A 23,715-nucleotide genomic window follows, 5' to 3' on the forward strand; every position below is an offset into this window, starting at 1 on the left:
GGTCCAGCTGTTTTTAACGGCTGTAGCTGTGTTCCCGTACGTCAATAACTTGTCCTGTCTCCGCTGCCTCAAAAATGGATTCAATGATTTTCATCAATTGAAGAACTTCTTCATTTTTGACGATAGGTTCCGACTCGCCTCTGACGACTTTAGCGAAATTCGTATAGAACGGATCCATTTGAGTTGACACTTTTTCAAATTTTTCTTTTATGATCGCCTCTTCGGAAGGCGGAGCCATCGTTTTGGTCAGCCCTTGGCCAGCTTTTATCGGTTTGGGTGCTGCCACAAGTTCAATTCCACTCTGCTTCACGATTTTTCCTTTTAGATCCCAATCTTCTATCACCGCTGATCCTTTTGTCCCTTTTATGTACCAACGCGGGAGTTTGATATAATTGGTCGTCCCGACTTCTACAAGGGCGGTTACGCCATTTTCGAAAGTCAGATAGCTGATGAAGCCGTCGTCCACTTCATCGCCCAATATGTAACTCAAATCTGCAGCAACTTTCGCCAACGGGCTGTCGATCATATACAAAAGCTGATCCAACAAATGAACCCCCCAATCCAAGAGCATGCCGCCACCGTGCGCTTTCAGATGGCGCCAGTCACCCGGTATACCATTGGCTCCCTGAACACGGGATTCGATGTGGAAGACCTCTCCGATTTTTCGGTTCTCGTACAAAGCCTTGACCATCTGAAAATCACTGTCCCAACGGCGATTTTGATGGACCATAAACACGCGCTCGTGTTCCTTTGCGGTATGCATTATTTCCGACAGCTCTTCGCTGTTCAGTGTCACGGGCTTTTCACAAATGACATGTTTTCCTGCCTCCAAAGCCTGGACAGCGATCTCTTTGTGTACATCATTCGGAGTTGCGATCAATATGGCATCCACCGTTTCATCATCCAAAGCCTCTTCAAGACTGACATAGGCACTATAGCCATCCGCTTCACCAGCCTGTTGCCGACTTTCCAAAATATCGAATATCCCATGCACTTCTACTTCCGGATTTGCCTGAATCAGCTTAGCGTGAAAGCTGCCCATGCCTCCGTAACCAATGATCGTGACTTTTAATTTCTTCATCGTTAATCCTCTTTTCTACGCCCACCACATAGCGTGTGGGGTCTCTTTAATCAATACAGATTGCAGATTCGTAACAGCTCTGTTCAATCCTTCATCGATGGACATCAAAGGGTCTTCATGTTCAATGCTGACCACGTAGTCATAACCATACATCCGCAACGCACTCATCATATCTGACCATACTTTTAGATCGTGACCGCAGCCAACCGATCGGAACGTCCATGCTCTCGTTTTGACCTCTCCATACGGTTGCATATCCAACAGACCATACATATTGATGTTGTCCTGATCGAGATAGGTGTCTTTCGCATGGAAATGATGGATCGCTCCGGCTTCACCCAGAATCTTAATGGCGCCGACCGGATCAATCCCTTGCCACCACAAATGGCTGGGATCGAGGTTCACGCCGATTGCATCACAGGTATTTTCGCGCAATTTCAAAAGCGTATACGGTGTGTGGCATAGGAAACCGCCGTGCAATTCGATGCCAATCTTGACGCCATATTCGCTGGCCATTTCTCCGATTTCTTTCCAGTAAGGAATAAGCTTATTTTCCCATTGCCATTTATAAATATCGGTGTAGACTTCCGGCCACGGAATGACCGGCCAATTCGGTGCTGTTGCCTCTTCACTGTCGCCTGCCGTTCCGGAAAAAGTATTGACGACTGGTACCCCCATCAACGCAGCCAATCTGATGGTTTTTCTTAGTATTTCATCGCTCGCCTTTGCCTCTACAGGATCTGGTGAAATCGGGTTGCTGTGGCAGCTGAATGCACTGATTGTTAAGTTCCTTTTTTTCAGTTCATCCAAGTACGCTGCTCGCTTCTCTTCACTTTCCAATAGTTCATCTGTGGGACAGTGATGGTTCCCGGGATTCCCACCGGTTCCGATCTCCACTGCGTTCAAACCTGCTCGCTGGACTTTATCCAGCATGTCTTCAAAACTTAAATTTGCAAATAAGGGGGTGAATACACCTAGTTTCATATCGATTCCTCGCTCTCTTCATTTCATGATTTGTCAGCATTGATCCTCTTGTTTATACGGGTTGCTGCCCATTTTTAATTTCTTCCAACGCTTGGCTGTTTCCATAAGCAGGATAAGCCCGCTTTGACGTTCTACACCAATCGATCCCGTTTATGATGACTTGTTGGATATCTTTATTGTAGTAAGTCGGGTACGTCTCATGCCCCGGCTGAAAATAAAAAATCTTCCCGTTACCGCGTCTGTAAGTCATCCCGCTGCGGAAAACATTTCCGCCTTCATACCATCCGACAAAAATCAATTCATCCGGTGTCGGAACATCAAAGTGCTCGCCGTACATCTCTTCTTTTTCGAGTTCGATGTATTCGCCGATCCCCTCAGCGATTGGATGGCTTGGATTCACTACCCAAATCCGTTCCTTTTCTTCGGCTTCACGCCACTTCAGGTCGCAGCTTGTGCCCATCAATTTCATAAAAATTTTGGACATATGCGCCGAGTGCAAAACAACCAGCCCCATTCCTTTCAGGACATGTTCATGGACGCGGTTGACTACTTCATCCGTTACTTCGTTATGGGCAATGTGTCCCCACCAGACAAGCACATCGGTTTCTGCTAAGACAGCTTCCGTCAACCCATGCTCCGGTTCGTCCAGTGTAGCTGTCTTTACATTAAAACCTGATTCCTTCAAAAAACTTTCGATTTGCCCGTGTATTCCCTTGGGGTAGACTTTTGCTACAGCCTCATCCGTTTTTTCATGCCGATATTCGTTCCATACCGTTACTTTCATTCGATTATCCCCTCTTTAAACCAGTATTTTTCCCAACTCTTCTTTATGTTGATTGATGTACACTGGCGCTCCGGTCTTGGCAGATTGATAAATGGCTTCCAGTATTTGAGTCACTACCAATGCCTGTTCAGGTGACACAACCGGTTCTGTATCGTTTTGGATGCTTTCAATCCATTGCTTCGCTTCCAGATAGGCCGGATCATCTCCCGATCCGTCGTAGAAGTCTACTCCACCTGGCTCCAGCACCATTGTTTTATCGTACATCATGCCATCAGCTTCGCCGTTGATGCGTAAGCCATCCTTCATGTCTGCTCCTCCGTTGGTACCGTGCAGAGTCGTTTGAGCTTCCCCTACATCCAAAGAATTCAAGGCCCAACTGGATTCCAGATAAATAGTTGCTCCGTTCTCCATTACGATAAAGCCGAAAGCGGAATCCTCTACGGTAAATTCAGCTGGATTCCAAGGACCGAAAGCATTTGCGGCATTCTCCGTCTGTGCCAATTTATGATACGTATTCCCCACAACATACTTTGGTTTATAGTTATTCATCATCCACAACGTTAAATCAAGCGCGTGCGTTCCGATATCAATCAAAGGGCCGCCGCCTTGCGCTTCCTCGTCAAGAAATACGCCCCAAGTAGGAACCGCCCGTCTCCTGATCGCATGCGCTTTAGCGTTATAAATCTCTCCCAATTCTCCCTTTTGACAGATTTTATGCAAATAAGAAGAATCTTTTCTGAATCGATTTTGATAACCGATCGTCAGCTTTTTCCCGGTCCGATTCATCGCGGCTATCATAGCTTCTGCTTCTTCCGAAGTTTTAGCCATCGGTTTTTCACACATCACATGTTTACCGGATTCCATCGCCGCGATTGAGATTTCAGCATGAGAAATATTTGGTGTGCAGACATGAATGACATCAATTTCATCATTTTTTAAAAGCTCCATATAATCCGTATAGACATTTGCAGCATCTGTCCCAAATTCCTCTCTCGCCTTGCTTGCCCGTTCCTCGATAATGTCACAGAACGCCACCATTTCTGCAGCCTCTACTTTAGCCAAAGCTGGCATATGTTTGTTGTTTGCAATTCCTCCGCAACCGATAATTCCAATTTTGATCATATCATTAACTCTCCTTCTATTATTCTCATATTAACGGGATAGACCCGTCCTTTTTGATAGGATTGGTGATAATACATTCGTGTCATCCAATACACACACGCATCATCATTTCTTCGCAACGTAAACGTTTACGTTGATACTAAAAAACAACACGCTTCGCTACGTAAACGTTTACGTTACGGTCAAAAACTAAATTTCCCGTGTCGTTCCAGGTAAACTTTTACGTCAATCGGGAAATTTGTTACTTTATATTTTTCACACTTTCTCTTTCAATGATTTGATATGGCATTATAATCGAATGCACATCGCTATCCTTATTATTTATGATTTTGAACAATATTTCAGTTGCCTTTTCAGCCATTTTCACTAACGGCTGAGCAGTTGTTGTCAGCGGCGGTACTGACATCTCAGATATTTTCAAATTATCATAACCCATAATAGAGACATCTTCCGGTATGCTTATACCTAATTTATACGCAGCAGAGATTGCTCCGATAGCCATTTCATCGCTCGCACAAAATATCGCTGTCAAATCAGGAAATTGTTTCATTAATTGAATGAAGTTATCTCTTCCGTCATCGAATCCGAACCCGTTTCCCGATACAATTTGTCTCTCTTCAACAACCTGGTTAAGATTTTCTAGTATTGCTTTTTTGTAACCGTCTATTCGTGGATTCCCCGCAATTGGGTCTGCAGAGCTTCCACTGATTAAACCAATTTTTTTATGCCCCATCTCGATCAAATAATTGGTGGCTGCATATGAGGCGTCATAATCATCAACTTTTACATATGGGATACTCGCATATTCAGCTGATTCCGTAGACAGCAATACACAAGGAATATTATTTCTTTTTATATATGCATAGTATTCCTTTCGCAGGATTTCACTGACGAATATGATGCCATCCACTCTCTTCTCATGGAGCATCTTTAGATTCTCTTCTGTGCTTACAATATTCGATTTCGTATAGGTGACAATCAAGTTTGAATTCTCTTGCTTGGCTATAGCATCAATTCCATTGATAAATTCTGAACTCAACAGACTTGAAATCTCAGGTATGATAACACCTATCGTATTCGTTTTTTTATTTATTAGGCTTCTGGCGACTTCGTTTGGTTCATAACCCAATTCTTGAGCTATTCTCATAACTTTTTTTCTTGTTTCTTCTGAACAGCCAGGCTGATTATTTAAGGCTCTGGAGACTGTAGCGATAGAAACTTTTGCTTTTTCGGCAACATCTAGTATTGTACTCACAAAGCATCCCCTATTTCGTAAACGTTTACGTGGAATAATATATCATGTGTTATTTGTTTTGTAAACGTATTTTTTTTATTAAATAAACTGCGCAACAGATTTCCTTTCCGACTCATATCTTTTCATCCCGCTCCGAAAAATGGCCAAAACTAAACCGGACAGCATTTTTTTGGTCGCCGAATTGGATGCCTTCCTTCACCACCACTTTATCTTCCAACAATTCCTGAAGCAGTTCATCCATCTCAGCATCGGTTTTATTGGCGAAGCGACAATAAAGATGGTAGCCGCCTTTTACCGGCTCAAAACTTATTTCCGGCCCATATTTGGTTCTTAGCCACATCTGCAATTTGTCGGCGCGCTCTTTCAAAGTCGTAACGATGATCGGAAGATGTTCAGTGATCTCGCTCGCCAAATAATGTTCGGCCAACAGCTGCGGCAAGAAACTCAATCCGGAGTCGATCTGATCGCGGATGTCGGCCAATTCCCGGACAATGGCGGCTGGTCCAACCATCCAGCCAATCCGGATGTGCTGGCCGGCAAATTTGGACAAGGAACCCAGATACAGCACTTGTTGCCTTATATCCAAGCTTTTCAACGGACGGTTATCAACGGATTCATCAAAAACAAAGCTTCCGTATGCATCATCCTCCACGATCGGGATGCGCTTCAGCAAACAATAATCAAGGATGGCCTGTTTCCGCTCCGGACTCATAACCGTACCTGTCGGATTCTGGAAAATCGGGTTCAGAAAAATCATCTTGAGAGGATACTGCAAAGAAGCTTCCCGGAGACCCTTGATGGTCATTCCCTCGTCGTCCATCGGAATCGGAATGATCCGCAGACCGGCAGCCTGAAAAAGCCGCAAAGAATAGAAATAGGAAGGAGCCTCGATGCCGATCGCATCGCCTGGCTTCAACAGCCCTTGCGTAATCAAAAATAAGGATTGCTGGGTTCCCGAAGTGATGAAGATTTCCTCCAGCGGGACAGTCATCCCGTACGCAGTCTGCAGGTGTTTTTGGACGCTTTCTCTCGTTGCCTTGATGCCGCGGTTTTCCTTGGTGAAGGTCGCTTCCCCGTGCAACATTTCCCCCAGCGAAATATCCGGGATCTTCAGTTCCGGCAAGAGGTCCTTCGGCAAATCCCCATTCCCCAAATCCAGAATTTCGCGCGATCGGTGCTGCGCCAACAGCTGCTTGACGTTCCTTTGATAAGGGGTGTCCACCGAAAGATTATCAGGCGTCAAGGAAGTCCGCCAATTGATGGTTGGCCTTGTCTGCATCCCCCATTTATTCGGATTCACGAACGTCCCGCTGCCTCTTTTGCGGATAAGGATCCCTTGCGTCGTCAGCTCTTCCAGTGCCCGGATGACGGTCGACCGGTTGACCTGCAGTTCCTCCGCCAGCTTGCGTTCCGCCGGCAAGGCCCGGCCGGGGACCAAATCGCCGGCTTTTATCTTCTCTTCGATCAGCTGCATAAGCTGTTGATAGAGCGGCATGCCCTTATCCTGATCCAGTCTCCACTCCGCCATTCCTTCACTCTCCCTAGTTTTAACTCATTATACACCAAATTGGTTGGTTCGAAAACAGTCCAATTGGATGTAGGTGTTTCCGGAAAAAGGGATTATGATTTAGGCATTCTTTCATCATTTTATCATTTAAACCAAGGAGGATCATTTATGACAACAAAAATCATCGGTTCAGAAAAAGTAAAACGCGGGATGGCCCAAATGCAAAAAGGCGGCGTCATCATGGATGTCGTGAACGCGGAGCAGGCAAGGATCGCCGAGGCTGCTGGTGCCGTAGCGGTCATGGCTTTGGAGCGCGTGCCCTCGGATATCCGCGCAGCCGGTGGGGTTGCACGGATGGCGGATCCCACCATCGTCGAGGAAGTGATGAACGCCGTCAGCATTCCCGTCATGGCGAAAGCCCGCATCGGCCACATCACCGAAGCCCGCATCCTTGAGGCGATGAGCGTCGACTACATCGACGAGAGCGAAGTGCTGACCCCTGCCGATGAGGAATTCCACCTTTTGAAATCCGACTATACCGTTCCTTTCGTCTGCGGTTGCCGTGACTTGGGTGAAGCCTTGCGCCGCATTGGTGAAGGAGCTTCAATGCTGCGTACGAAAGGCGAGCCAGGGACCGGCAATATCGTGGAAGCCGTACGCCATATGCGCAAAGTCAACGGCCAAATCCGCCAGTTGATCACAAAATCGGACGATGAACTGATGACGTTCGCCAAGGAAATCGGTGCTCCTTACGAACTGGTCAAGGAAATCAAATTGCTCGGGAAACTTCCTGTAGTGAACTTCGCTGCCGGCGGTGTCGCAACACCTGCTGACGCGGCCTTGATGATGAGTTTGGGCGCAGATGGCGTCTTCGTCGGATCCGGCATCTTCAAAGCCGAAAATCCCGAAAAATTCGCCCGTGCCATCGTCCGTGCGACAACCCATTACGAAGACTATGCCTTGTTAGCCGAACTGTCCAAAGGTTTGGGCGAACCGATGAAAGGGATCGACATCAGCACGCTTCACGCCTCCGAACGCATGCAAGAAAGAGGCTGGTAAGCATGACGAAAAAAATCGGTGTATTGGCCTTACAGGGTGCCGTCACAGAGCACCTGCAAGCTCTGAATAAATTGGGTATCACCGCATCTGCCGTCAAGCTGCCCGCCGATCTGGACGGCTTGGATGGGCTGATTATCCCTGGCGGCGAATCGACCGCCATCGGCCGTTTGATCCGCGAACAGCATCTCGAGGAACCGTTGCGGGCGTTTTACGCAGCCGGCACCGCGATTTTCGGTACTTGTGCGGGCCTGATCCTTTGCAGCACGGACAGCGATCATGTTCCAGAAGAATTGCGGCTCGGCTTCATCGACATCGCGGTAGAACGGAACGGCTTCGGGCGCCAAGTCGATAGTTTCGAAGCCCTGCTGCCTTTTGAAGGCATAGCAGAGCCGGTGGAAGCCGTCTTCATCCGCGCCCCTTACATCCGCTCCGTCGGAAAGGAAGTCCGCGTGCTTGCAAGCATCGACGGCAAAATCGTCGCGGCCGAAAACGACCGTGTGTTGATTACTGCTTTCCATCCGGAATTGACGGAGGACTTGTCGGTATTGGAGTATTTTTTGAAGAAAATCGGATAAGTCGGGTTTATCGGACAATTCTATCCTTATCGTGGCCCAACTTGTCCGATACCTTTAAGGAATCCGACAAGTTCGACCCTTACTGGAAGCAAGTTGTCGGATTCCCCTAAAGAATCCGACAATCGCGCCCATCAATCATATAAAGTTGTCCGATAAACAAGCGTTATCGGACAACTCCCGGCTGGACAGCACTAAAAAAATCCCCTGCCACCACGCTCTTGCGTGGTACAGGGGATTTTTAATGTTTTAATCCAAATCTTCGCCATTGCTGGCGATGGCTTTTTGGTACCAGTAGAAGGAATCCTTCTTCAAGCGATCCAAGCTGCCTGAACCGTCGTTGTTGCGGTCCACGTAGATGTAACCGTAGCGTTTCGCCATCTCGCCCGTACCCGCTGAAACCAGGTCGATGCAGCCCCAAGAGGTGTAGGCGACAAGATCCACGCCGTCCAGCACGATTGCATCACGCATCGCTTTGACGTGGTCGCGGAGATAGGAGATGCGGTAGTCGTCATGGATTTTGCCATCGACGATTTCATCCACAGCGCCCAAACCGTTTTCGACCACCATCAGCGGCAACTGGTAACGGGCATGGAACGTATTCAGAGCAACGCGCAGTCCCAATGGATCGACTTGCCAACCCCATTCCGATTCCGCCAAGTATGGATTCTTTTCGCCCATCAAAGCATTGCCTTCACCCGGCACGCCGGATTGCGCAAAGCTGGCTGCGCTGGAAGCATAGTAGCTGAAGGAAATGAAATCGACTGTATGTGCGGCCAAGATTTCCTCGTCGCCTTGTTTGAACGTAACGTTGATGCCTTTGGTGGCGAAGTAAGCCAATTTGCTCGGCGGATAATACCCGCGGGCATGGACATCTGAGAAGAACAGTTTTTCTTCTTCTTTTCGTTGCGCTGACCAAACGTCTTCCGGTTTTGCCGACAACGGATAGACCGGTGCATAGGCGATCATGCAGCCGATGCGGTTCTCGGGATCGATTGCCCGCGCCGCTTTCGTCGCCAAAGCGCTGGCGACAAATTGGTGATGCAAAGCTTGATACATGACTTCTTCCTGGTTTTCGCCCGCTTCGGCTTTCGAACCGATCGAGATCTGCGGCAGGAACGTCGCCATGTTGATTTCGTTGAAGGTGAGCCAATAGTTGACTTTCCCCTGATAACGCTCAAACAAGGTGGTTGCGTATCTTTCAAAGAAGCCGATCAGCTTGCGGTTTTTCCAGCCGCCGTAGTGGTCGACCAGATATTGCGGCATTTCGAAATGCGAGATCGTCACCAATGGTTCGATGCCGTATTTCGCCAATTCATCGAAGACGGCATCGTAAAAGGCCAAGCCAGCTTCGTTCGGTTCCAGCTCATCGCCTTTCGGGAAAATCCGCGTCCAAGCGATCGACATCCGGAACATCCGGAAACCCATTTCGGCAAACAAAGCGATATCTTCCTTGTAGCGGTGATAAAAATCGATACCGATGTGCGAAGGGTGATAATCGCCCACTCCGGCGAAGCGCTCAGCGAAGTCACGCGAGCAGGTCAGTTGGTCGATGACCGACGGACCTTTCCCATCAGCGCCCCAACCTCCTTCAAATTGATTGGCGGCTGTAGCGCCGCCCCAGAAGAAACCTTCCGGAAATCCTTTACCTGCTGACATGACAATTCCCCCTATTTCTTCACCAAAGCTGCGCCATTTGTAGCGATGACTTCTTTGTACCAGTTGAATGATTTTTTCTTGTAACGGTTCAAAGTACCGGATCCGTCATCGTGGCGATCGACATAAATGAAGCCATAGCGTTTTTTCAATTCTGCAGTCGATGCGCTGACCAAGTCGATGCAGCCCCAGGTTGTGTAGCCCATCACTTCGACGCCATCCTCGATCGCTTCAGCAACTTGCACCAAGTGATCATTCAGGTATTTGATGCGATAATCATCGTTGACAGTCATTTGTCCGTCTTCGCCTTCAACCAGCTGATCGACTGCGCCCAAACCGTTTTCGACGATGAACAATGGTTTTTGGTAACGATCCCAGAAGTCGTTCAAGACGATGCGCAGGCCTTTCGGATCAATCTGCCAGCCCCATTCGGAAGCCTCCAGATACGGATTCATTACTCCGCCGAGGATATTCCCTGCCCCTTTGACTTTCTTAGACTCGTCTGCTGTTTGTGTCGAGCTCATATAGTAGCTGAAAGAGATGAAATCGACTGTGTGCTTGAGGATTTCTTCGTCTTCCGGTGTGATATCCAGAACAATATCGTTCTCGCGGAAATAGCGTTTCATGTAACCTGGGTAGGCGCCGCGTACATGCACATCCGAGAAGAAATAGTTTTGACGTTCCGCTTCCATCGCGGCGATGACATCGTCCGGATGAGCAGTCAGCGGATAGGTCGGCATCGCCAAGACCATGCAGCCGATCTGGAAGTCGGGGTTGATCTCATGGCCGATTTTTGTCGCCAAAGCGCTGGCGACCAATTCATGGTGGACAGCTTGATACAGATCAGACTTGGACAACTTATCTGGAGCTGTGGCGATCCCGCCGCTCATGAATGGCGCGTGGATGATCGAATTGATTTCGTTGAACGTCAACCAGTATTTGACTTTGTCTTTGTAGCGTGTGAATACCGTGCGCACGTAGTTTTCGTAGAAGTCGATCATTTTGCGGTTTACCCAGCCGTCGTATTCCCGGGCTAGGTGCAGCGGCGTTTCGTAATGTGACAGTGTGATCAGCGGCTCGATGCCGTATTTCGCCAATTCGTCGAACAGATCATCGTAGAACTGCAGCCCTGCTTCGTTCGGTTCCGTTTCGTCGCCGTTCGGGAAGATGCGCGTCCAAGCGATTGACGTACGGTAGGTTTTGAAGCCCATTTCCGCAAACAAAGCGATATCTTCTTTATAACGGTGATAGAAGTCGATCCCTTCCAATTTCATATTGTCCGGTGTAGGGCCATCCGTGATCGGTCCGAATCCGCCTTGAGGGGTTACGTCCTGAACGGACAATCCTTTCCCGTCAACATTATAAGCACCTTCGTATTGGTTGGCGGCTGTTGCGCCACCCCATAAAAATCCTTTTGGAAATACTGTTTGCATATGATCGCTCCTGTTCTTCTGTTGTATCTTTAATTTATGGGTCTGTCTCTTTAGGTGACAGCCCTGAATGATCCTAATTCATCCCAAATAGGTTCGGGCGCCTGAGACCACAAACCTAATTTCCGAATATCTGGTTATTATTCGAGAACTTGGCTTGCGGTCTAGGTTTTTTTCCCGGATATCTGGTTTTTATCCGGGAATATTGCTTGTGTTAAACGTAGATTTCCCGAATACTTTTCGTTTATGCGATGACCGTCATCAGGTAATCGCCGTCAGTCAAAGTTGCTTCTTTTGTTGTGATGACATCAAGATAATCATTGCTGTTCGTCACGATGATCGGTGTAATGATTTCATAGCCTGCTTTTTGAATGAAATCGATATCGAATTCCAACAACAATTGGCCAGCGACTACTTTATCCCCTTGTTGCACATGGCTCGTGAAACCTTCTCCATTCAGTTGGACCGTATCCATTCCGACGTGGATGAGGATTTCCGTTCCATTTTCAGTCGTCAGACCGATCGCATGTTGTGTCGGGAACAAGAGCGTTACCGTTGCGTTTGCAGGAGCGTAGACTTCACCGACAGTCGGACGGATTGCGATCCCTTTACCAAGTGCGCCAGTCGCAAAAGCTTCGTCCGGCACATCCGACAAGACAACCATTTCCCCGATCATTGGGCTAGCGACCAAATCTTTTTCAGCAGCTGCGCTCAAATCTTTTTTCATTGCTTCAACAACTACAGAATTTGTGTTCATCGTTGTTGCTGCAGTTGTTGCAGTTGCAGTTTCAGTTTCTCCGTAAAGAACCGGAATTTTTGAGAAGAAAACAAGCAGGAATCCTGCAGCAAGACCTACACCGCTGACGATGAGTGAAGCCCAGAAGTTGAAACTCATTGCTCCGTTTGCTTCCAAATAGCTAGGGAATGAGAAGACGCCCAAGCCTCCCATGCGGTAGCTTGTCAATTTGAAGATACCCGCCACGACACCGGAGATGGCACCGGCGATACAGCTCAATTGGAACGGACGTTTCATCGGCAAAGTGATTCCGTAGATAGCTGGCTCAGTTACCCCGAACAAGCCGGAAATGAAAGCCGGAATACTCAATTGTTTCACTTTTGCTTCTTTCGTTTTCAACATAATAGCCAATACTGCACCTGTCTGTGCAAATGAAACACCCAAAACAGTAGCCAGCAATTGATCATAGCCTTGTGTAGCCAAGTTGTTGATGGCGATCGGAACCAAGCCCCAATGCAGCCCGAACATGACGAATACTTGCCAGCCGCCACCCAGAACAGCGCCTGCGACGATTGGGCTCAAATTGTAGACCCATGATACGCCCGCTCCCAGCAGTGTTGCAGCCCATGTGGAGAGTGGTCCGACAAACAAGATAGTCAAGGGAACAACGACCAACAAAGTCAAGAAAGGAACCATAAACAATTTCACAACATCCGGAACGACTTTTTTCAGGAATGCTTCAACTTTTGACCCCAAGAAAACGGCCAAAAGAATCGGCACAACCGATGAAGCGTAGCTCATCATGATGACCGGCAAACCCAAGAAGGTCATGAAGATCGGCGATTCAAAAATGGTACCAGCGAATAAAGTGTACAATGGATCCAGCCCTGCAGGATTGACCATCCCCGGATAGACCATTGCAGCTGCGACCGCCATCGCTGTAAAGCTGTTCATCTTGAAGTGTTTGCTGGCAGTATACGCCAAGAAAATCGGCAGGAAGTTGAAGAATCCGTCACCTGCTGCTTGGATCAGCACATAGGCCCCATCCGTAGTCGACATCCCCGCGGCCACCAAAAGCGCTGCCACACCTTTCAGCATCCCAGTTGCTGCCAACGGTCCCAGAATCGGTTGGAAAATTTTCGAGATCATGTCGATGAACTGATTGAAAATGCTGCCTTTTGGACCTTCGTCTTCAGCTTCCACTTCTCCGCCGCCATTCAAGCCACCGACTGCATTGACTGCTGCGTACACGTCCGGCACGTGATTGCCGATGACGACTTGATACTGCCCGCCGCTTTGGATGACCGTAACGATGCCTTCGCGTTTCTTCAGGTATTCCGTGTCCGCTTTGCTTTCGTCAACCAATTTGAACCGCAAACGGGTGATGCAATGTGCCAGGCTGCGGACGTTTTCTTTGCCGCCGATATGAGCCAAAATGTCTTTTGCTAATTCTTCATACTTCATGTTGTATCCCTCTTTTTCTGTATTTTTTAATAAAAAAAACCTAAATAGAGAGCATAGGAATTTCTTCCCTGCTGTCTACTTAGGTTTTGCCTGCTTTACCAGTAACAATCCTCTTGAGAGCATTTTAGGTATTTACTTTTGCTGTACGACCCGATGGATATGGATCGTGAGGTAAACAATTTCGTCGGTCCCGACTTGGAAATGATGGGCGCTTCCGACATAGGTCGAGATTTTGTTGGCACATTTGTAGGCAGCCGGATAGTTTGCCTTCACTTGTTCCAACAGGAAGGTGTCCGGAGCCGTCTGGAAAACTTCCCCCAATACGACCCGCTGTGCAAAATACTGTAGATGCGTGTAGAACCGGTTATAGGAAATCGAATCTTCATCAAAGGCGACTCCGAAATGCAAGCGGACGATGTTCAGGATGTCCTGAACGATCCGAGTCACTTTCATCGTCTCCTCAATCAATTGTCCTTCCTTCTGCGCATTTACGAAATGAAGCGCGATCGAAGTCGCCTCATCCGGCGCCATCATGACACCAGTGTGTTCCGCGATGAGTTCCAACCCGATTTTTCCGAGCTCGTATTCCCTTCGATAGAACTTCTTCACTTCGAAGGCCAAAGGATTGGTCAAGTCGATCCCTTCCTTGGTCCGCTGGATGGCATAATGGATATGGTCGGCAAGTGTCAGGTAGACGTTTGCCTGGAAGATGTGATCCAGCCTCGTCTCGGCCTCTTGAATGATCTTAAAAATGGCATCTGATTCTTCTTGCGGTAAATCCTGATAAATGGCCTTTAATTGATCGGCTGAATCATTTTCTTGGATGACGAAAGTCTTCTCAATCAAAGACTTGTCGATCGCATCTCCCGTTCTTTTCTGGAATCCGATCCCTTTCCCCATCACAATGACTTCGGATGCGTCTCCGGCCTCTGCCAAGACCACGTTGTTGTTATAGACTTTTCCGATTTTCATCTTTTCTCCCCATTCCCCCTTCCATTAAAAAAAACCTAAACTAACACCAAATGATGTGCACATCATCTCGTATCAATTTAGGTTTTGCCTGCACAACCAGTAACAATCCTATGAACAACATGTTAGCACTTCCAATAAAAAGATGCAAGCCCTTTCCTTAAATAAATGTCATTTTCATTTAGCGTGTTGTTGGAACAGCATTTTTTTGAGAACAGATGTTATTCGCTTTATGACTAGTGCGTTGCGGAGCAGCATTCTGCGGCACAAAGATGGATTCTTTGCGTTTATTCATGTTTTTGACCACATTTCGCGCCAAAAAGATGAATTCAGTATAGTAATTCATCTTTCTGGCCGTATTTCGCATCGAAAAGATGGATTCTTTGTTTTTATTCATCTTTGTGGCCGACATTCTGACTTCTGATGACAAAAGTGGCTGCCTCGCTAGGAGGCAGCCTCGGCGTTACGCGCGTTCTTTGATTGTCATCATTTTCTGAAAAACGAAGCGGCTGTTCAATCGGTTTGCGAAATGCTGCGTCACCGTACCGGTGAACAGCATGGCGAACACGGTCCCAAGCCCGACTCCGGCGATTCCTTCCAGGAACAGCAATGAAAATACCACGCTCAATCCGACGCAAGCGGCGTCGAATCCCGTCTTCATCTGCTTGACTGTCAGTCCGAAATGCTCGGCCATCTCACGAACGAATAAGTCGAACGGAAGCGCCGGCAAGCGGCAATTCAGCATCAGACTGATCCCGAGCGACAACATAAAAAATCCGGTGAAAAAGAACACAATCCGCAACAGTAAGGTTGTGTCGATGCCTGCGAAAAGCAATTCGAAGAAATCCAAGAGATAGCCGAACAGCAGCGCGAGTGCGATCGAAAAGACATATCCCAAAAACTTCCGCGTGATCAGAGCCATCACCAGCACAAGGACCACTTGGAAGAGAAAGTTCCAGCTGCCGATCGTCACGTTCGCAAACATTTCGTTCAACACAACCGGAACGGATGAAATCGTCGACACCCCTAATTCGCTCTTGATCATCAACGACACAGCAATGGCGTTGCAGAGCACGCCAATCGCCAAGGCAAGTTCACTTGCCAACACTTTTTTCTCCATATCTTCCTCCTTCATCTGTCTTTCGCATTTTTTACTTTTTTATGACCAATCCGAGCATCACAACGAATGCCAGCGCCTGTTCTTCGCTGACGACTGCGCCTTTGAGATCCTCAAGCGTAACGCTGATGCGTTCGAATCGGCAACTGCTGATGTCGATTGCCTTCAAAGGGGTTCCAGTGAAGTTGATTCCGGACAGCTCGCACTCCGAAAAATCGACTTTCTTCAGTTTGCATGTATAAAAATCGGCCTCATTCAAGCGGCAATTCTCGTAACGGACATTCTTCTGCTTGCTGAAACCCAGAGCCGCCATTTGCAGATTGCATTCCCGGAAGAGCACGTCCTCGAAGACCCCTTCTGTCATTGAGGTACCGATAAGCCGGCAATTCAGGAAGCGGACGCGTTTCATCGTCACTTCACCCAACTGCACATTGGCGAAATCGCAGCTTTCGAAGATGACATCCCGCAAATACAATTGCGGAACTGTCGCTTCGCTGAAAGTCACATTCTGAAATCTGACTTCGGTGAACTCCACTCCTCGTCTGTCGCCAAGATCAATGGCAGTATCTTTGAAGAGGGCATGCTCTATGTAAGGTTCATCCGGATCGAAGCAGTCGGCGAAATTTTTTTCAGGCAAATCTTTTGGCAAAACGGGTTCCATGATTTTGGCGGGCACTTGCTTCATTCCTTCCTAGTTTTTCTCTTTCTTTAAGTATACCTGAATAATCGCCGCTTAGATATCTAAGCTTGCGCGAGCCACCCTTTCGTCTGCAGTGATATAATGGAGACAAGGAAACAGGACATGGGGGAATTAGCATGGATTACTCATTTGACAAAGTGTTTCGGGGGACGGCTTTCACGAGTAGGTCGCCGCAGAAAGTGAAAGTGTTGGAGGATTGCCTGTTTTGTCTGGATGCAGAAGGCGTGATCCGGCGCATTCTGAAGCCGCAAGATCCTGAATATGCAAAGCTCTTAGCTGCCTACAGCGAAACGGAAAAATTCCACGAGCTTTCTGACGGACAATATTTTCTGCCGGGCTTCATCGATCTTCACATCCACGCTCCGCAATGGGCGCAAGCCGGCACAGCCATGGACATCCCTTTGCATGATTGGCTGGACACCTATACTTTCCCGCTGGAATCGAAATTCTCCGACTTGGATTTCGCACGCAAAGTATACCAGGATCTCGTCACGACCTTGTTGGCTAACGGTACGACGACTGCGCTCTATTTCGCGACCATCCACAAGGAAGCAAGCTTTCTGTTGGCCCAGATCTGCGCCGACAAAGGCCAACGCGGTTTGGTCGGGAAAGTGGTCATGGATGATTGGGAGCAGAATCCGGCGTATTACCGGGACGAAAGCACCGAAGCCGCATTGGCGGATACGGAAAGCTTCATCCAGCAGGTCCTGGAATTGAACAAGACGACCAAACAAGGTGTCTATCCGGTCGTGACGCCCCGATTCATTCCGAGCTGCACGGACGAAGCGTTGGCGGGACTCGGCGAGTTAGCTAAAAAGTATGATACACATATTCAATCGCATTGCAGCGAAAGCGATTGGGAGCATCACTTTGTCCATGAGCGGATGCATAAGAGTGATGCATATGCGCTCCATGAGATGGGTCTTCTGCAGGACAAAGCGGTCATGGCGCATGCCGTCTTCCTATCGGATGAGGATGCCGGATTGTTCGCCGAAACCGGCACCGCAATCGCGCATTGCCCGATTTCCAATGTCTTTTTCTCGAACGGTGTCCTGCCGGTTGCACGTTTCACTCAAAACGGGATAGACATCGGCTTGGGCACGGATATTTCCGGCGGCTTCTCCCCTAGCCTATACGACAACATCCGCCAGGCTGTCATCTCCTCGAGAATGCTGGAGGAAGGCGTCGATCCGTCGCTACCCTCTGCAGAACGCGGACTGCCGCAAACACGCATTTCCGCTAATGAAGCGTTCTACTATGCGACTGCTGGCGGAGGGCAGGGTTTAAGCTTGCCGATCGGACGCTTGGAAGAAAAATACATCTGGGATATCCAAGTGATCGACGTCAACGCGCCTAACGCCAAATTGCCTTTGTTCGATGAAGGGATTTCCATGGAAAATCTGTTGCACAAGATTCTCTTTTTGAGCCGTCCGGGAAATATCCGCGAGGTCTGGGTCCAGGGCGAATGCGTGCATAAACGGACATAGGCAAAGCTGTATGAAAACCCGGATTTGATGATTATCCGGGTTTATTTGTGCTCGGTTACTCCGGTTGTCGGATTCTTTCGGGTTATCCGACAACTGCCCCATCATTTGTGATCCGGTTGTCGGATTCTTTCGGGTTATCCGACAAGCTCCGTATCGCTTATCGCTGCGTTTTTTAAATCAGTAGTTATGATACGGGTCTCTCAACTCCTTAAGTAAGCTCTGCCTCGGGCGAATAAAATGCCTATATAACCTATTCATGTTAGAATGAAAATATGAAACTATTGGAGGATGATATATATATGAACCAAAAACTCATTGAGATTTGCCTGCGTGTCAGAGACATTGATGCTACTTTAGACTTCTATACAAATCTATTTGATTTTGAGGTTGCCAGCCACAGAAAATTCCCTGAAAATAAGTTTGATTTAATTTATCTGAATTCTCCCGGTTCTTCTGTGCAAATTGAACTCACTTACAATTACGATGCCGAGCCATATAACGTAGGAAATGGCTTCAGTCATTTAGGTGTGACTGTCAGTGATTTAGAAAAAATGCATGAAGTTTGTAAAGCTTCTGCTTATGAAACAGGTGAGTTAAAAGGACTTTCAGGCGGCACACCGACTTATTTCTTTGTGACAGACCCTGATGGCTATCGAATTGAAGTAAAGCGCGAAAAATAATTTTTCGAATACTCTAAAAATAAACAGTACAAAAAGAAACACGCAAGCAGCCAAGCGGATGCTTACGTGTTTCTTTTCATTCAAGCTGCTTAAGAAACCTATCTTTAAGCCTTTTCTTTCAAAATGATGTTCAATACCAACGCAACGATTGTTCCTGCGGAGATACCGGAAGAGAACAATCCGCTCAAGATGCCTGGCAATTGCGCTACGGTATCCGGCACAAAGGAAACACCAAGGCCGATACCCAATGCAGAAGCAACGATGATCATGTTGCGGTTGTTGAATTCGACGCGTGAAAGTGATTGCACACCAGCAGCAGCAACCGTACCAAACATCAAGATACCGGCACCACCTAATACAGGTAGTGGCATGATTGAAATCAGCGTAGCAAATTTAGGAAACAGACTCATCACAATCATGATGATACCACCCATGATGGCTACTTTACGGGAAGCATTGCGGGTCAACGGAATCAATCCGGCATTTTGACTGAAGGTTGCGGCAGGACCGGAACCGATGAAAGGTGCGATGAACGAGCCGAAACCATCCGCACGGACTCCAGCAGCGATTCTTTCATCCGACAATTTCGTTTCCGTAACGGCACCCAATGTCTGCATAACGCCGACTGTTTCAATGACGGTCACGAGATACCCGGATACAAAAGGAATCGCGTATTCAAGTTGGAAAGCAGGTACTCCAAATTTGAAGATTTGCGGAAGTGCGAACCATTCAGCGGCAACGACTTGCCCAAAATCTACCAGCCCTAGCGGAATACATACTACATAACCGATTGCGGCACCGATCAGAACAGCGGCCGGCGCGATTCTGCTTGGACCGTAATGATTGATCAAAGCGATGGCAAGGAACACAAGCACTGCGATACCGATATTCATTGGACTACCGAAATCTTCAGACCCGAAACCGCCACCTGCCCAACCCATCGCAACGGACATCAGCGTCATCCCCATCAAGGAGATAACCGATCCAGTTACAACCGGCGGGAAAAATTTCAATAACGGTTTTACGAAATAACTCAAACCAACTTCCAATAAAGCACCCAACATCGTACCACCGAAATAGGCAGTGATACCGCCCGCTCCGATGACGGAAGCAGCCGGTGACACAAAGGCAAAGTCAGTTCCCATGATTGTCGGTAAGCCTGCTCCGACGCGGAACCATTTCGGACCGAAACCTTTTGATTGGATGATGGAAACGATACCCGAAGCCAAAAGCGCTGCGCTGACCATATAAGCCGTATCCTCAACCCCGAAGCCGGCGATTCCGGCAATGATAAGCGGTACTGCCACTAACCCCCCGAAAGCGGTGATGACGTTCTGAAATCCTAAAACGATTGTCGTGCCTAAATCGGGTTTGTCCTCAACCCCGTAAGTCAGGCCTGTATGTACTTTCTCTTCCATGTTTATCCTCCTGATAACGAACATTAATGATTTCAAAACAATTTATAATTCGTTTATTAAATGACAAATAAAATTATATCGAGTTCACAAACAATTGTAAAGTGCAATTACCGAATTATAAGGGCTTTCATTATGAGAATGTTCACATTTTTTAACGTTTCAGGAGTTAAAAGCGAACATTCCACATTTTTTCCGGCATTTGTATTGAATATAACGAATTACGGTTTTTAGATCATTGTCAGATATGCGTGCGACGTAGTCTTATTTTTTGCTATACTGTATGAAGCGAAACGAATGGATGGGGCATAAGCCATTAAACCAAACCAGGCAGTTATTGCCGAAAAATAAGGAGTGAAATTTTGACAAAACTAATAATAGATTCAACATGTGACCTTAACGAAGCGATGCGCAAGCATCCTAAACTGGAGTATCTGCCTTTGAACATCATAATCGATGAGAAAAGCTACAAAGATGGCATCGACATCGACTTGGAACGTGTCTACGAAGTGATGCGCAAGGGAGAGATGCCCCAGACATCACAAATTGACATCGCCAGCCTATTGGAAATATTGGACCGTAACCGCCAGGCCAAAGAAGATCTGATTTATTTGTCTTTCTCGAGCGCGATGTCAGGAACACATGCGGTGGCGCATCAAGTATTTGAGATGTACCGCGAAGAATACCCAGACATGAAGCTGACCTTGATTGACTCGCAAGGCGGTTGCGGCGGTGCTAGTTTAGCTGCCATCCAAGCCCTGAACTTGTTGGATCAAGGCTATTCCCATGATGAAGTCGCTCAAACCATCCAAGAAATCGTTAGACATACTTCCTATTCTTTCACAATCGCCAATCTGGAATGGCTCCAGAAAGGTGGCCGCATCAATAAAGTAGCGAGCGTCATCGGTGACAATCTGAACGTCAAGCCTTTGTTGACTGTTAAGGCAGGTAATATCGTGATGGACCAACTACTACGTGGACATAAGCGTGTCTACAACCGTATCATCAAAAAAACAGTCGACCATATCGGTCCCTATCAAGAGCAATTGATCGTCATCAGCCATGTGGGCGATCCAGAAATCGCACAAACACTCAAAGAAATGCTGAGTGCAGTCTTGCCGCAAGCTTCCTTTGTCCTATTAAGGGTAAGTGCGGTTCTGGGCGTTCACCTCGGTATCGGTGGTGTCGGTGTCTTCGCCTTATCCCAATTACCGGAAAGATATGATAAACGCCCTGCGTTTTTGGAAAAGTAAAATGAAATAAACGAATGGAGCATCAACTATGAAATCAGAAAAATCATGTGGAGCCATTGTGCTCTCCCCCGATAACACAAACCGAAAAGTATTATTGATCAAGCATGAAAACGGCGGCCATTGGGCATTTCCAAAAGGCCATGTCGAAAACGACGAAACGGAAGTCGAAACAGCCTTGCGGGAAATCAAAGAAGAAACCGGCCTGAACGCTGACCTCAGCACCGCTTTCCGAAAATCGGTCAGCTACTCACCGGCTCCCGGGGTGATCAAAGAAGTCGTCTACTTCATCGCCTTCGCCCACACGGAAACGATCGAAAAACAGGATGCAGAAGTCACCGACTTCGCTTGGATGCCGTTCAACGAAGCTCTGCAGGCTATCACTTATGAAAACGACAAAAGCATCCTGCAATCCGCCATCGATTTCATCGAAGGCATGAAAAATTAAGAAAAGCTGAACGGGTTCGATCAGCCCTGAAAGAAATTTAGGAAATCTGTCCAACTGAGCATCGAAGAGCGCAATAGGACAGATTTATCTAATTTCCGAAGGGCTAACCCGTGAAGCTGGACATCATTTTAGATGCATGAAACATTTTGCAAACTTGTGAAACACCTACGGTGATGCACTTTTCACTCTGGAAATTTTTATAAATTCCTATATATTTAAGAAAAGCGTAGAAGGATCGCCCATAAAAATAGGGTGGTCCTTCTACGCTTAAATTATTTCGGCATCCTGCTCCGGCAAGCAATAATCTCAACGGAGTTCAACTCATCAATCAATGGAATCGGAACAGATACTACGACTCCTGCAAACCTTCCGTCTGCCGAAAGTGCGCAACAGCGCCGATAAGGTTGGCGTCATTTCGGAAAGTACAGACTTGTATGTCCGTATCGACGGATTCCGCGCCATGCACATTCAAGTAATAGGCTGTCCGCTCCCGGATGCGCGCGATCAGATCCTCACGGACGGAAACGCCGCCACCAATGATGATCCGTTGTGGATTGAAGCTGACTGAAAGGTTATAAAGACCCCGCGCCAATGCATCAATCATGCCGTCCACGTACTCAACAGCTACGGTTTCGCCTTCTTGGGCTTTTTCGAACAGATACTTTCCATCGACCACTCCATCAGTCAATCCAATCGCCTTTGCGTAGCGTTCGGCGACTTGGACAGGGCTACCTAATCTACTCAGCGTATTAACCCCATCCAGCAACATAAATCCGAACTCACCGCCGAAAAGATTTTTCCCTTTGAACAATTGCCTGTTCACGATCACCGCACCGCCGATCCCGGACCCGATGACGATGAACAATGCATGTTGCACATCCTTGGCCGCGCCCAGCCACACTTCGGCCAAAGCCGCGCAGTTCGCGTCATTCTCAATGGAAACTGGGACGCCGAACAAACCTTCCCATTCTGCTTTGATCGGGAAATGATGGATGTACGGCACCGCACTGATGCCGCCAACGATTCCTGCAATGCTGTCGACTGCGCCCGGCGAACTGATTGCGACACCCTCAATCGAATCGGTTGCCGCAAAGCCATCAAATACTGACTTCATCTCAGCTTTCATTGCACCCCAGCTTTTCGGCGTCTCAAAAGAGCCTTTCCTGCTTAATGCTTCATCTTGCCATAACCCATATTTCACGGCGGAACCGCCGATATCAAACACAACTATCCTCATACACACACGCTCCGTTCACTCAGCTTGCTTTTTGTTCAATTACTTGTAAGAACAAACTCCGCAGAAAAATTATCATAGCGATGAACAGATGTAGAGAATTCAAATGCGCTACCAGTATCCAGATAACCTACTTGTTCCGCCACCGCTACCGGATCGCCTTTTTCCATACCCAGTTCCTCAACTTCAAAATCTGTCGCTTTGCGGACAGAAATCGTTCGATGGGCGCTTTGAATGTTCAGATGTAGCTCTTCCTTGATATAGCCGTAAATGGATCCCTTGATATTTTTTTCCTTTAAATTCGGAATGAGGTCAATCGGCATATATATCTTCTCCATCACAGTCGGATTATCATCCACATAGCGAACCCGGTGGATGTCATAAACGAAACTGTCGGATGCGATATTCAGCTTATTGGCAGCCAGTTCCGGAACCTTTTCAATGGAGAAATTCAAAACTTTGCTATAAACCTTTTTATCTGGGTACAGAGAAGTCGTTCCGCGGAATTGGTTCGCCAAAGTGATGCGGTTGATGGCATCCGCACTCAGATCCTTGACGAAGGTACCGGAACCGCGCCTTTTGATGATTAAACCTTCCGACACCAACATATCCAAGGCTTTTTTTACCGTCATTTTACTCGCATTATAATGGACACACAAATCCTTTTCAAAAGGGATTTGCTGATTCGCTACATATTCGCCATTCAAAATTTTATTTCTGATATCATTTGAAATGATGACATATTTTTGCATACTTTTTTTACCC

At 47.5% G+C, this 23,715-nt stretch carries 22 protein-coding genes; 6 read left to right on the forward strand and 16 right to left on the reverse strand.

Annotated features, from left to right (window positions below; all coding sequences use genetic code 11):
- Nucleotides 1-13: 13 nt before the first annotated feature.
- The 6 genes from ACKPCD_RS12070 to ACKPCD_RS12095 form a co-directional block, all read right to left on the reverse strand.
- Complete coding sequence (locus ACKPCD_RS12070; protein ID WP_321433349.1) at nt 14-1,081, reverse strand: Gfo/Idh/MocA family protein; 1,068 nt, start codon at nt 1,079-1,081, stop codon at nt 14-16.
- 15 nt (nt 1,082-1,096) lie between these two features.
- Nucleotides 1,097-2,065: a sugar phosphate isomerase/epimerase family protein gene (locus ACKPCD_RS12075; protein WP_321433350.1), complete on the reverse strand. Its 969-nt coding sequence runs from the start codon at nt 2,063-2,065 to the stop codon at nt 1,097-1,099.
- A gap of 52 nt (nt 2,066-2,117) precedes the next feature.
- Nucleotides 2,118-2,849: a ThuA domain-containing protein gene (locus tag ACKPCD_RS12080; RefSeq protein WP_321433351.1), complete on the reverse strand. Its 732-nt coding sequence runs from the start codon at nt 2,847-2,849 to the stop codon at nt 2,118-2,120.
- 15 nt (nt 2,850-2,864) lie between these two features.
- Entirely contained in the window at nt 2,865-3,971 is a 1,107-nt protein-coding gene (locus ACKPCD_RS12085) for a Gfo/Idh/MocA family protein (protein ID WP_321433352.1), read from the reverse strand.
- 241 nt (nt 3,972-4,212) lie between these two features.
- Nucleotides 4,213-5,226, reverse strand: a complete 1,014-nt coding sequence (locus ACKPCD_RS12090; protein ID WP_321433353.1) for a LacI family DNA-binding transcriptional regulator — start codon at nt 5,224-5,226, stop codon at nt 4,213-4,215.
- A gap of 112 nt (nt 5,227-5,338) precedes the next feature.
- The gene (locus ACKPCD_RS12095) at nt 5,339-6,754 is read right to left on the reverse strand and encodes an aminotransferase-like domain-containing protein (protein WP_321433354.1); all 1,416 of its coding nucleotides are present in this window, start codon (nt 6,752-6,754) and stop codon (nt 5,339-5,341) included.
- A 147-nt stretch (nt 6,755-6,901) separates the two neighbouring features.
- Between ACKPCD_RS12095 and pdxS the strand changes: the two genes are divergently transcribed.
- Both pdxS and pdxT read left to right on the forward strand, forming a co-directional pair.
- Nucleotides 6,902-7,792: a pyridoxal 5'-phosphate synthase lyase subunit PdxS gene (gene pdxS / locus ACKPCD_RS12100; protein ID WP_321433355.1), complete on the forward strand. Its 891-nt coding sequence runs from the start codon at nt 6,902-6,904 to the stop codon at nt 7,790-7,792.
- A 2-nt stretch (nt 7,793-7,794) separates the two neighbouring features.
- Nucleotides 7,795-8,367, forward strand: a complete 573-nt coding sequence (pdxT, locus tag ACKPCD_RS12105; protein ID WP_321433356.1) for a pyridoxal 5'-phosphate synthase glutaminase subunit PdxT — start codon at nt 7,795-7,797, stop codon at nt 8,365-8,367.
- Nucleotides 8,368-8,613: 246 nt separating this feature from the next.
- Here the strand turns inward: pdxT and ACKPCD_RS12110 are convergent, their stop codons facing one another.
- From ACKPCD_RS12110 to ACKPCD_RS12140, 7 genes are all read right to left on the reverse strand, one after another.
- The gene (locus tag ACKPCD_RS12110) at nt 8,614-10,023 is read right to left on the reverse strand and encodes a 6-phospho-beta-glucosidase (RefSeq protein ID WP_321433357.1); all 1,410 of its coding nucleotides are present in this window, start codon (nt 10,021-10,023) and stop codon (nt 8,614-8,616) included.
- A gap of 11 nt (nt 10,024-10,034) precedes the next feature.
- Nucleotides 10,035-11,453 (reverse strand): glycoside hydrolase family 1 protein, encoded by a 1,419-nt coding sequence (locus ACKPCD_RS12115; protein ID WP_321433358.1) that lies wholly within the window; start codon nt 11,451-11,453, stop codon nt 10,035-10,037.
- 241 nt (nt 11,454-11,694) lie between these two features.
- Complete coding sequence (locus tag ACKPCD_RS12120; protein ID WP_321433359.1) at nt 11,695-13,650, reverse strand: beta-glucoside-specific PTS transporter subunit IIABC; 1,956 nt, start codon at nt 13,648-13,650, stop codon at nt 11,695-11,697.
- Between the two features lie 132 nt (nt 13,651-13,782).
- The gene (gene licT, locus ACKPCD_RS12125) at nt 13,783-14,622 is read right to left on the reverse strand and encodes a BglG family transcription antiterminator LicT (protein WP_321433360.1); all 840 of its coding nucleotides are present in this window, start codon (nt 14,620-14,622) and stop codon (nt 13,783-13,785) included.
- Nucleotides 14,623-14,800: 178 nt separating this feature from the next.
- Nucleotides 14,801-15,016 carry a hypothetical protein gene (locus ACKPCD_RS12130; RefSeq protein ID WP_321433361.1) on the reverse strand — a complete coding sequence of 72 codons (216 nt, stop codon included), beginning with the start codon at nt 15,014-15,016 and terminating at the stop codon, nt 14,801-14,803.
- A gap of 66 nt (nt 15,017-15,082) precedes the next feature.
- On the reverse strand, nt 15,083-15,739 hold the full coding sequence (locus tag ACKPCD_RS12135) for a YczE/YyaS/YitT family protein (protein ID WP_321433362.1): 657 nt from the start codon (nt 15,737-15,739) through the stop codon (nt 15,083-15,085).
- A gap of 31 nt (nt 15,740-15,770) precedes the next feature.
- On the reverse strand, nt 15,771-16,421 hold the full coding sequence (locus ACKPCD_RS12140) for a pentapeptide repeat-containing protein (protein ID WP_321433363.1): 651 nt from the start codon (nt 16,419-16,421) through the stop codon (nt 15,771-15,773).
- Between the two features lie 131 nt (nt 16,422-16,552).
- Between ACKPCD_RS12140 and guaD the strand changes: the two genes are divergently transcribed.
- Both guaD and gloA read left to right on the forward strand, forming a co-directional pair.
- The gene (gene guaD, locus ACKPCD_RS12145; protein WP_321433364.1) at nt 16,553-17,923 is read left to right on the forward strand and encodes a guanine deaminase; all 1,371 of its coding nucleotides are present in this window, start codon (nt 16,553-16,555) and stop codon (nt 17,921-17,923) included.
- A gap of 299 nt (nt 17,924-18,222) precedes the next feature.
- Nucleotides 18,223-18,603 carry a lactoylglutathione lyase gene (gloA, locus tag ACKPCD_RS12150; protein ID WP_321433365.1) on the forward strand — a complete coding sequence of 127 codons (381 nt, stop codon included), beginning with the start codon at nt 18,223-18,225 and terminating at the stop codon, nt 18,601-18,603.
- 104 nt (nt 18,604-18,707) lie between these two features.
- Here gloA and ACKPCD_RS12155 read toward each other — a convergent pair whose 3' ends face one another.
- Nucleotides 18,708-20,021, reverse strand: a complete 1,314-nt coding sequence (locus ACKPCD_RS12155) for a uracil-xanthine permease family protein (RefSeq protein WP_321433366.1) — start codon at nt 20,019-20,021, stop codon at nt 18,708-18,710.
- 359 nt (nt 20,022-20,380) lie between these two features.
- On the opposite strand from ACKPCD_RS12155, the gene ACKPCD_RS12160 reads away from it, so the two are divergent.
- Together ACKPCD_RS12160 and ACKPCD_RS12165 are read left to right on the forward strand one after the other, a co-directional pair.
- Nucleotides 20,381-21,271, forward strand: coding sequence for a DegV family protein (locus tag ACKPCD_RS12160; protein ID WP_321433367.1), 891 nt, complete (start codon nt 20,381-20,383; stop codon nt 21,269-21,271).
- Between the two features lie 28 nt (nt 21,272-21,299).
- The gene (locus tag ACKPCD_RS12165; RefSeq protein ID WP_321433368.1) at nt 21,300-21,716 is read left to right on the forward strand and encodes a bis(5'-nucleosyl)-tetraphosphatase; all 417 of its coding nucleotides are present in this window, start codon (nt 21,300-21,302) and stop codon (nt 21,714-21,716) included.
- A gap of 349 nt (nt 21,717-22,065) precedes the next feature.
- Here the strand turns inward: ACKPCD_RS12165 and ACKPCD_RS12170 are convergent, their stop codons facing one another.
- Together ACKPCD_RS12170 and ACKPCD_RS12175 are read right to left on the reverse strand one after the other, a co-directional pair.
- Nucleotides 22,066-22,953 (reverse strand): ROK family protein, encoded by an 888-nt coding sequence (locus ACKPCD_RS12170; protein ID WP_321433369.1) that lies wholly within the window; start codon nt 22,951-22,953, stop codon nt 22,066-22,068.
- 35 nt (nt 22,954-22,988) lie between these two features.
- A complete protein-coding gene (locus tag ACKPCD_RS12175) occupies nt 22,989-23,702 on the reverse strand; it encodes a GntR family transcriptional regulator (protein WP_321433370.1) in 714 nt (237 codons plus the stop codon).
- Nucleotides 23,703-23,715: the final 13 nt, after the last annotated feature.

It is taken from the genome of Trichococcus flocculiformis, from assembly GCF_963662535.1.
GTDB lineage: Bacteria > Bacillota > Bacilli > Lactobacillales > Aerococcaceae > Trichococcus > Trichococcus flocculiformis.

What these genes read in the sequence shown, in the direction of transcription:
- pdxT (WP_321433356.1), top strand. Translation starts at nt 7,795, where the DNA reads ATGACGAAAAAAATCGGTGTATTGGCCTTACAGGGTGCCGTCACAGAG.
- ACKPCD_RS12130 (WP_321433361.1), bottom strand. Translation starts at nt 15,016, where the DNA reads ATGAATAAAAACAAAGAATCCATCTTTTCGATGCGAAATACGGCCAGA.
- licT (WP_321433360.1), bottom strand. Translation starts at nt 14,622, where the DNA reads ATGAAAATCGGAAAAGTCTATAACAACAACGTGGTCTTGGCAGAGGCC.
- ACKPCD_RS12110 (WP_321433357.1), bottom strand. Translation starts at nt 10,023, where the DNA reads ATGTCAGCAGGTAAAGGATTTCCGGAAGGTTTCTTCTGGGGCGGCGCT.
- ACKPCD_RS12155 (WP_321433366.1), bottom strand. Translation starts at nt 20,021, where the DNA reads ATGGAAGAGAAAGTACATACAGGCCTGACTTACGGGGTTGAGGACAAA.
- gloA (WP_321433365.1), top strand. Translation starts at nt 18,223, where the DNA reads ATGAACCAAAAACTCATTGAGATTTGCCTGCGTGTCAGAGACATTGAT.
- ACKPCD_RS12140 (WP_321433363.1), bottom strand. Translation starts at nt 16,421, where the DNA reads ATGAAGCAAGTGCCCGCCAAAATCATGGAACCCGTTTTGCCAAAAGAT.
- ACKPCD_RS12165 (WP_321433368.1), top strand. Translation starts at nt 21,300, where the DNA reads ATGAAATCAGAAAAATCATGTGGAGCCATTGTGCTCTCCCCCGATAAC.
- ACKPCD_RS12175 (WP_321433370.1), bottom strand. Translation starts at nt 23,702, where the DNA reads ATGCAAAAATATGTCATCATTTCAAATGATATCAGAAATAAAATTTTG.
- ACKPCD_RS12075 (WP_321433350.1), bottom strand. Translation starts at nt 2,065, where the DNA reads ATGAAACTAGGTGTATTCACCCCCTTATTTGCAAATTTAAGTTTTGAA.
- ACKPCD_RS12135 (WP_321433362.1), bottom strand. Translation starts at nt 15,739, where the DNA reads ATGGAGAAAAAAGTGTTGGCAAGTGAACTTGCCTTGGCGATTGGCGTG.
- ACKPCD_RS12170 (WP_321433369.1), bottom strand. Translation starts at nt 22,953, where the DNA reads ATGAGGATAGTTGTGTTTGATATCGGCGGTTCCGCCGTGAAATATGGG.
- ACKPCD_RS12080 (WP_321433351.1), bottom strand. Translation starts at nt 2,849, where the DNA reads ATGAAAGTAACGGTATGGAACGAATATCGGCATGAAAAAACGGATGAG.
- guaD (WP_321433364.1), top strand. Translation starts at nt 16,553, where the DNA reads ATGGATTACTCATTTGACAAAGTGTTTCGGGGGACGGCTTTCACGAGT.
- ACKPCD_RS12115 (WP_321433358.1), bottom strand. Translation starts at nt 11,453, where the DNA reads ATGCAAACAGTATTTCCAAAAGGATTTTTATGGGGTGGCGCAACAGCC.
- ACKPCD_RS12070 (WP_321433349.1), bottom strand. Translation starts at nt 1,081, where the DNA reads ATGAAGAAATTAAAAGTCACGATCATTGGTTACGGAGGCATGGGCAGC.
- ACKPCD_RS12095 (WP_321433354.1), bottom strand. Translation starts at nt 6,754, where the DNA reads ATGGCGGAGTGGAGACTGGATCAGGATAAGGGCATGCCGCTCTATCAA.
- ACKPCD_RS12120 (WP_321433359.1), bottom strand. Translation starts at nt 13,650, where the DNA reads ATGAAGTATGAAGAATTAGCAAAAGACATTTTGGCTCATATCGGCGGC.
- ACKPCD_RS12085 (WP_321433352.1), bottom strand. Translation starts at nt 3,971, where the DNA reads ATGATCAAAATTGGAATTATCGGTTGCGGAGGAATTGCAAACAACAAA.
- pdxS (WP_321433355.1), top strand. Translation starts at nt 6,902, where the DNA reads ATGACAACAAAAATCATCGGTTCAGAAAAAGTAAAACGCGGGATGGCC.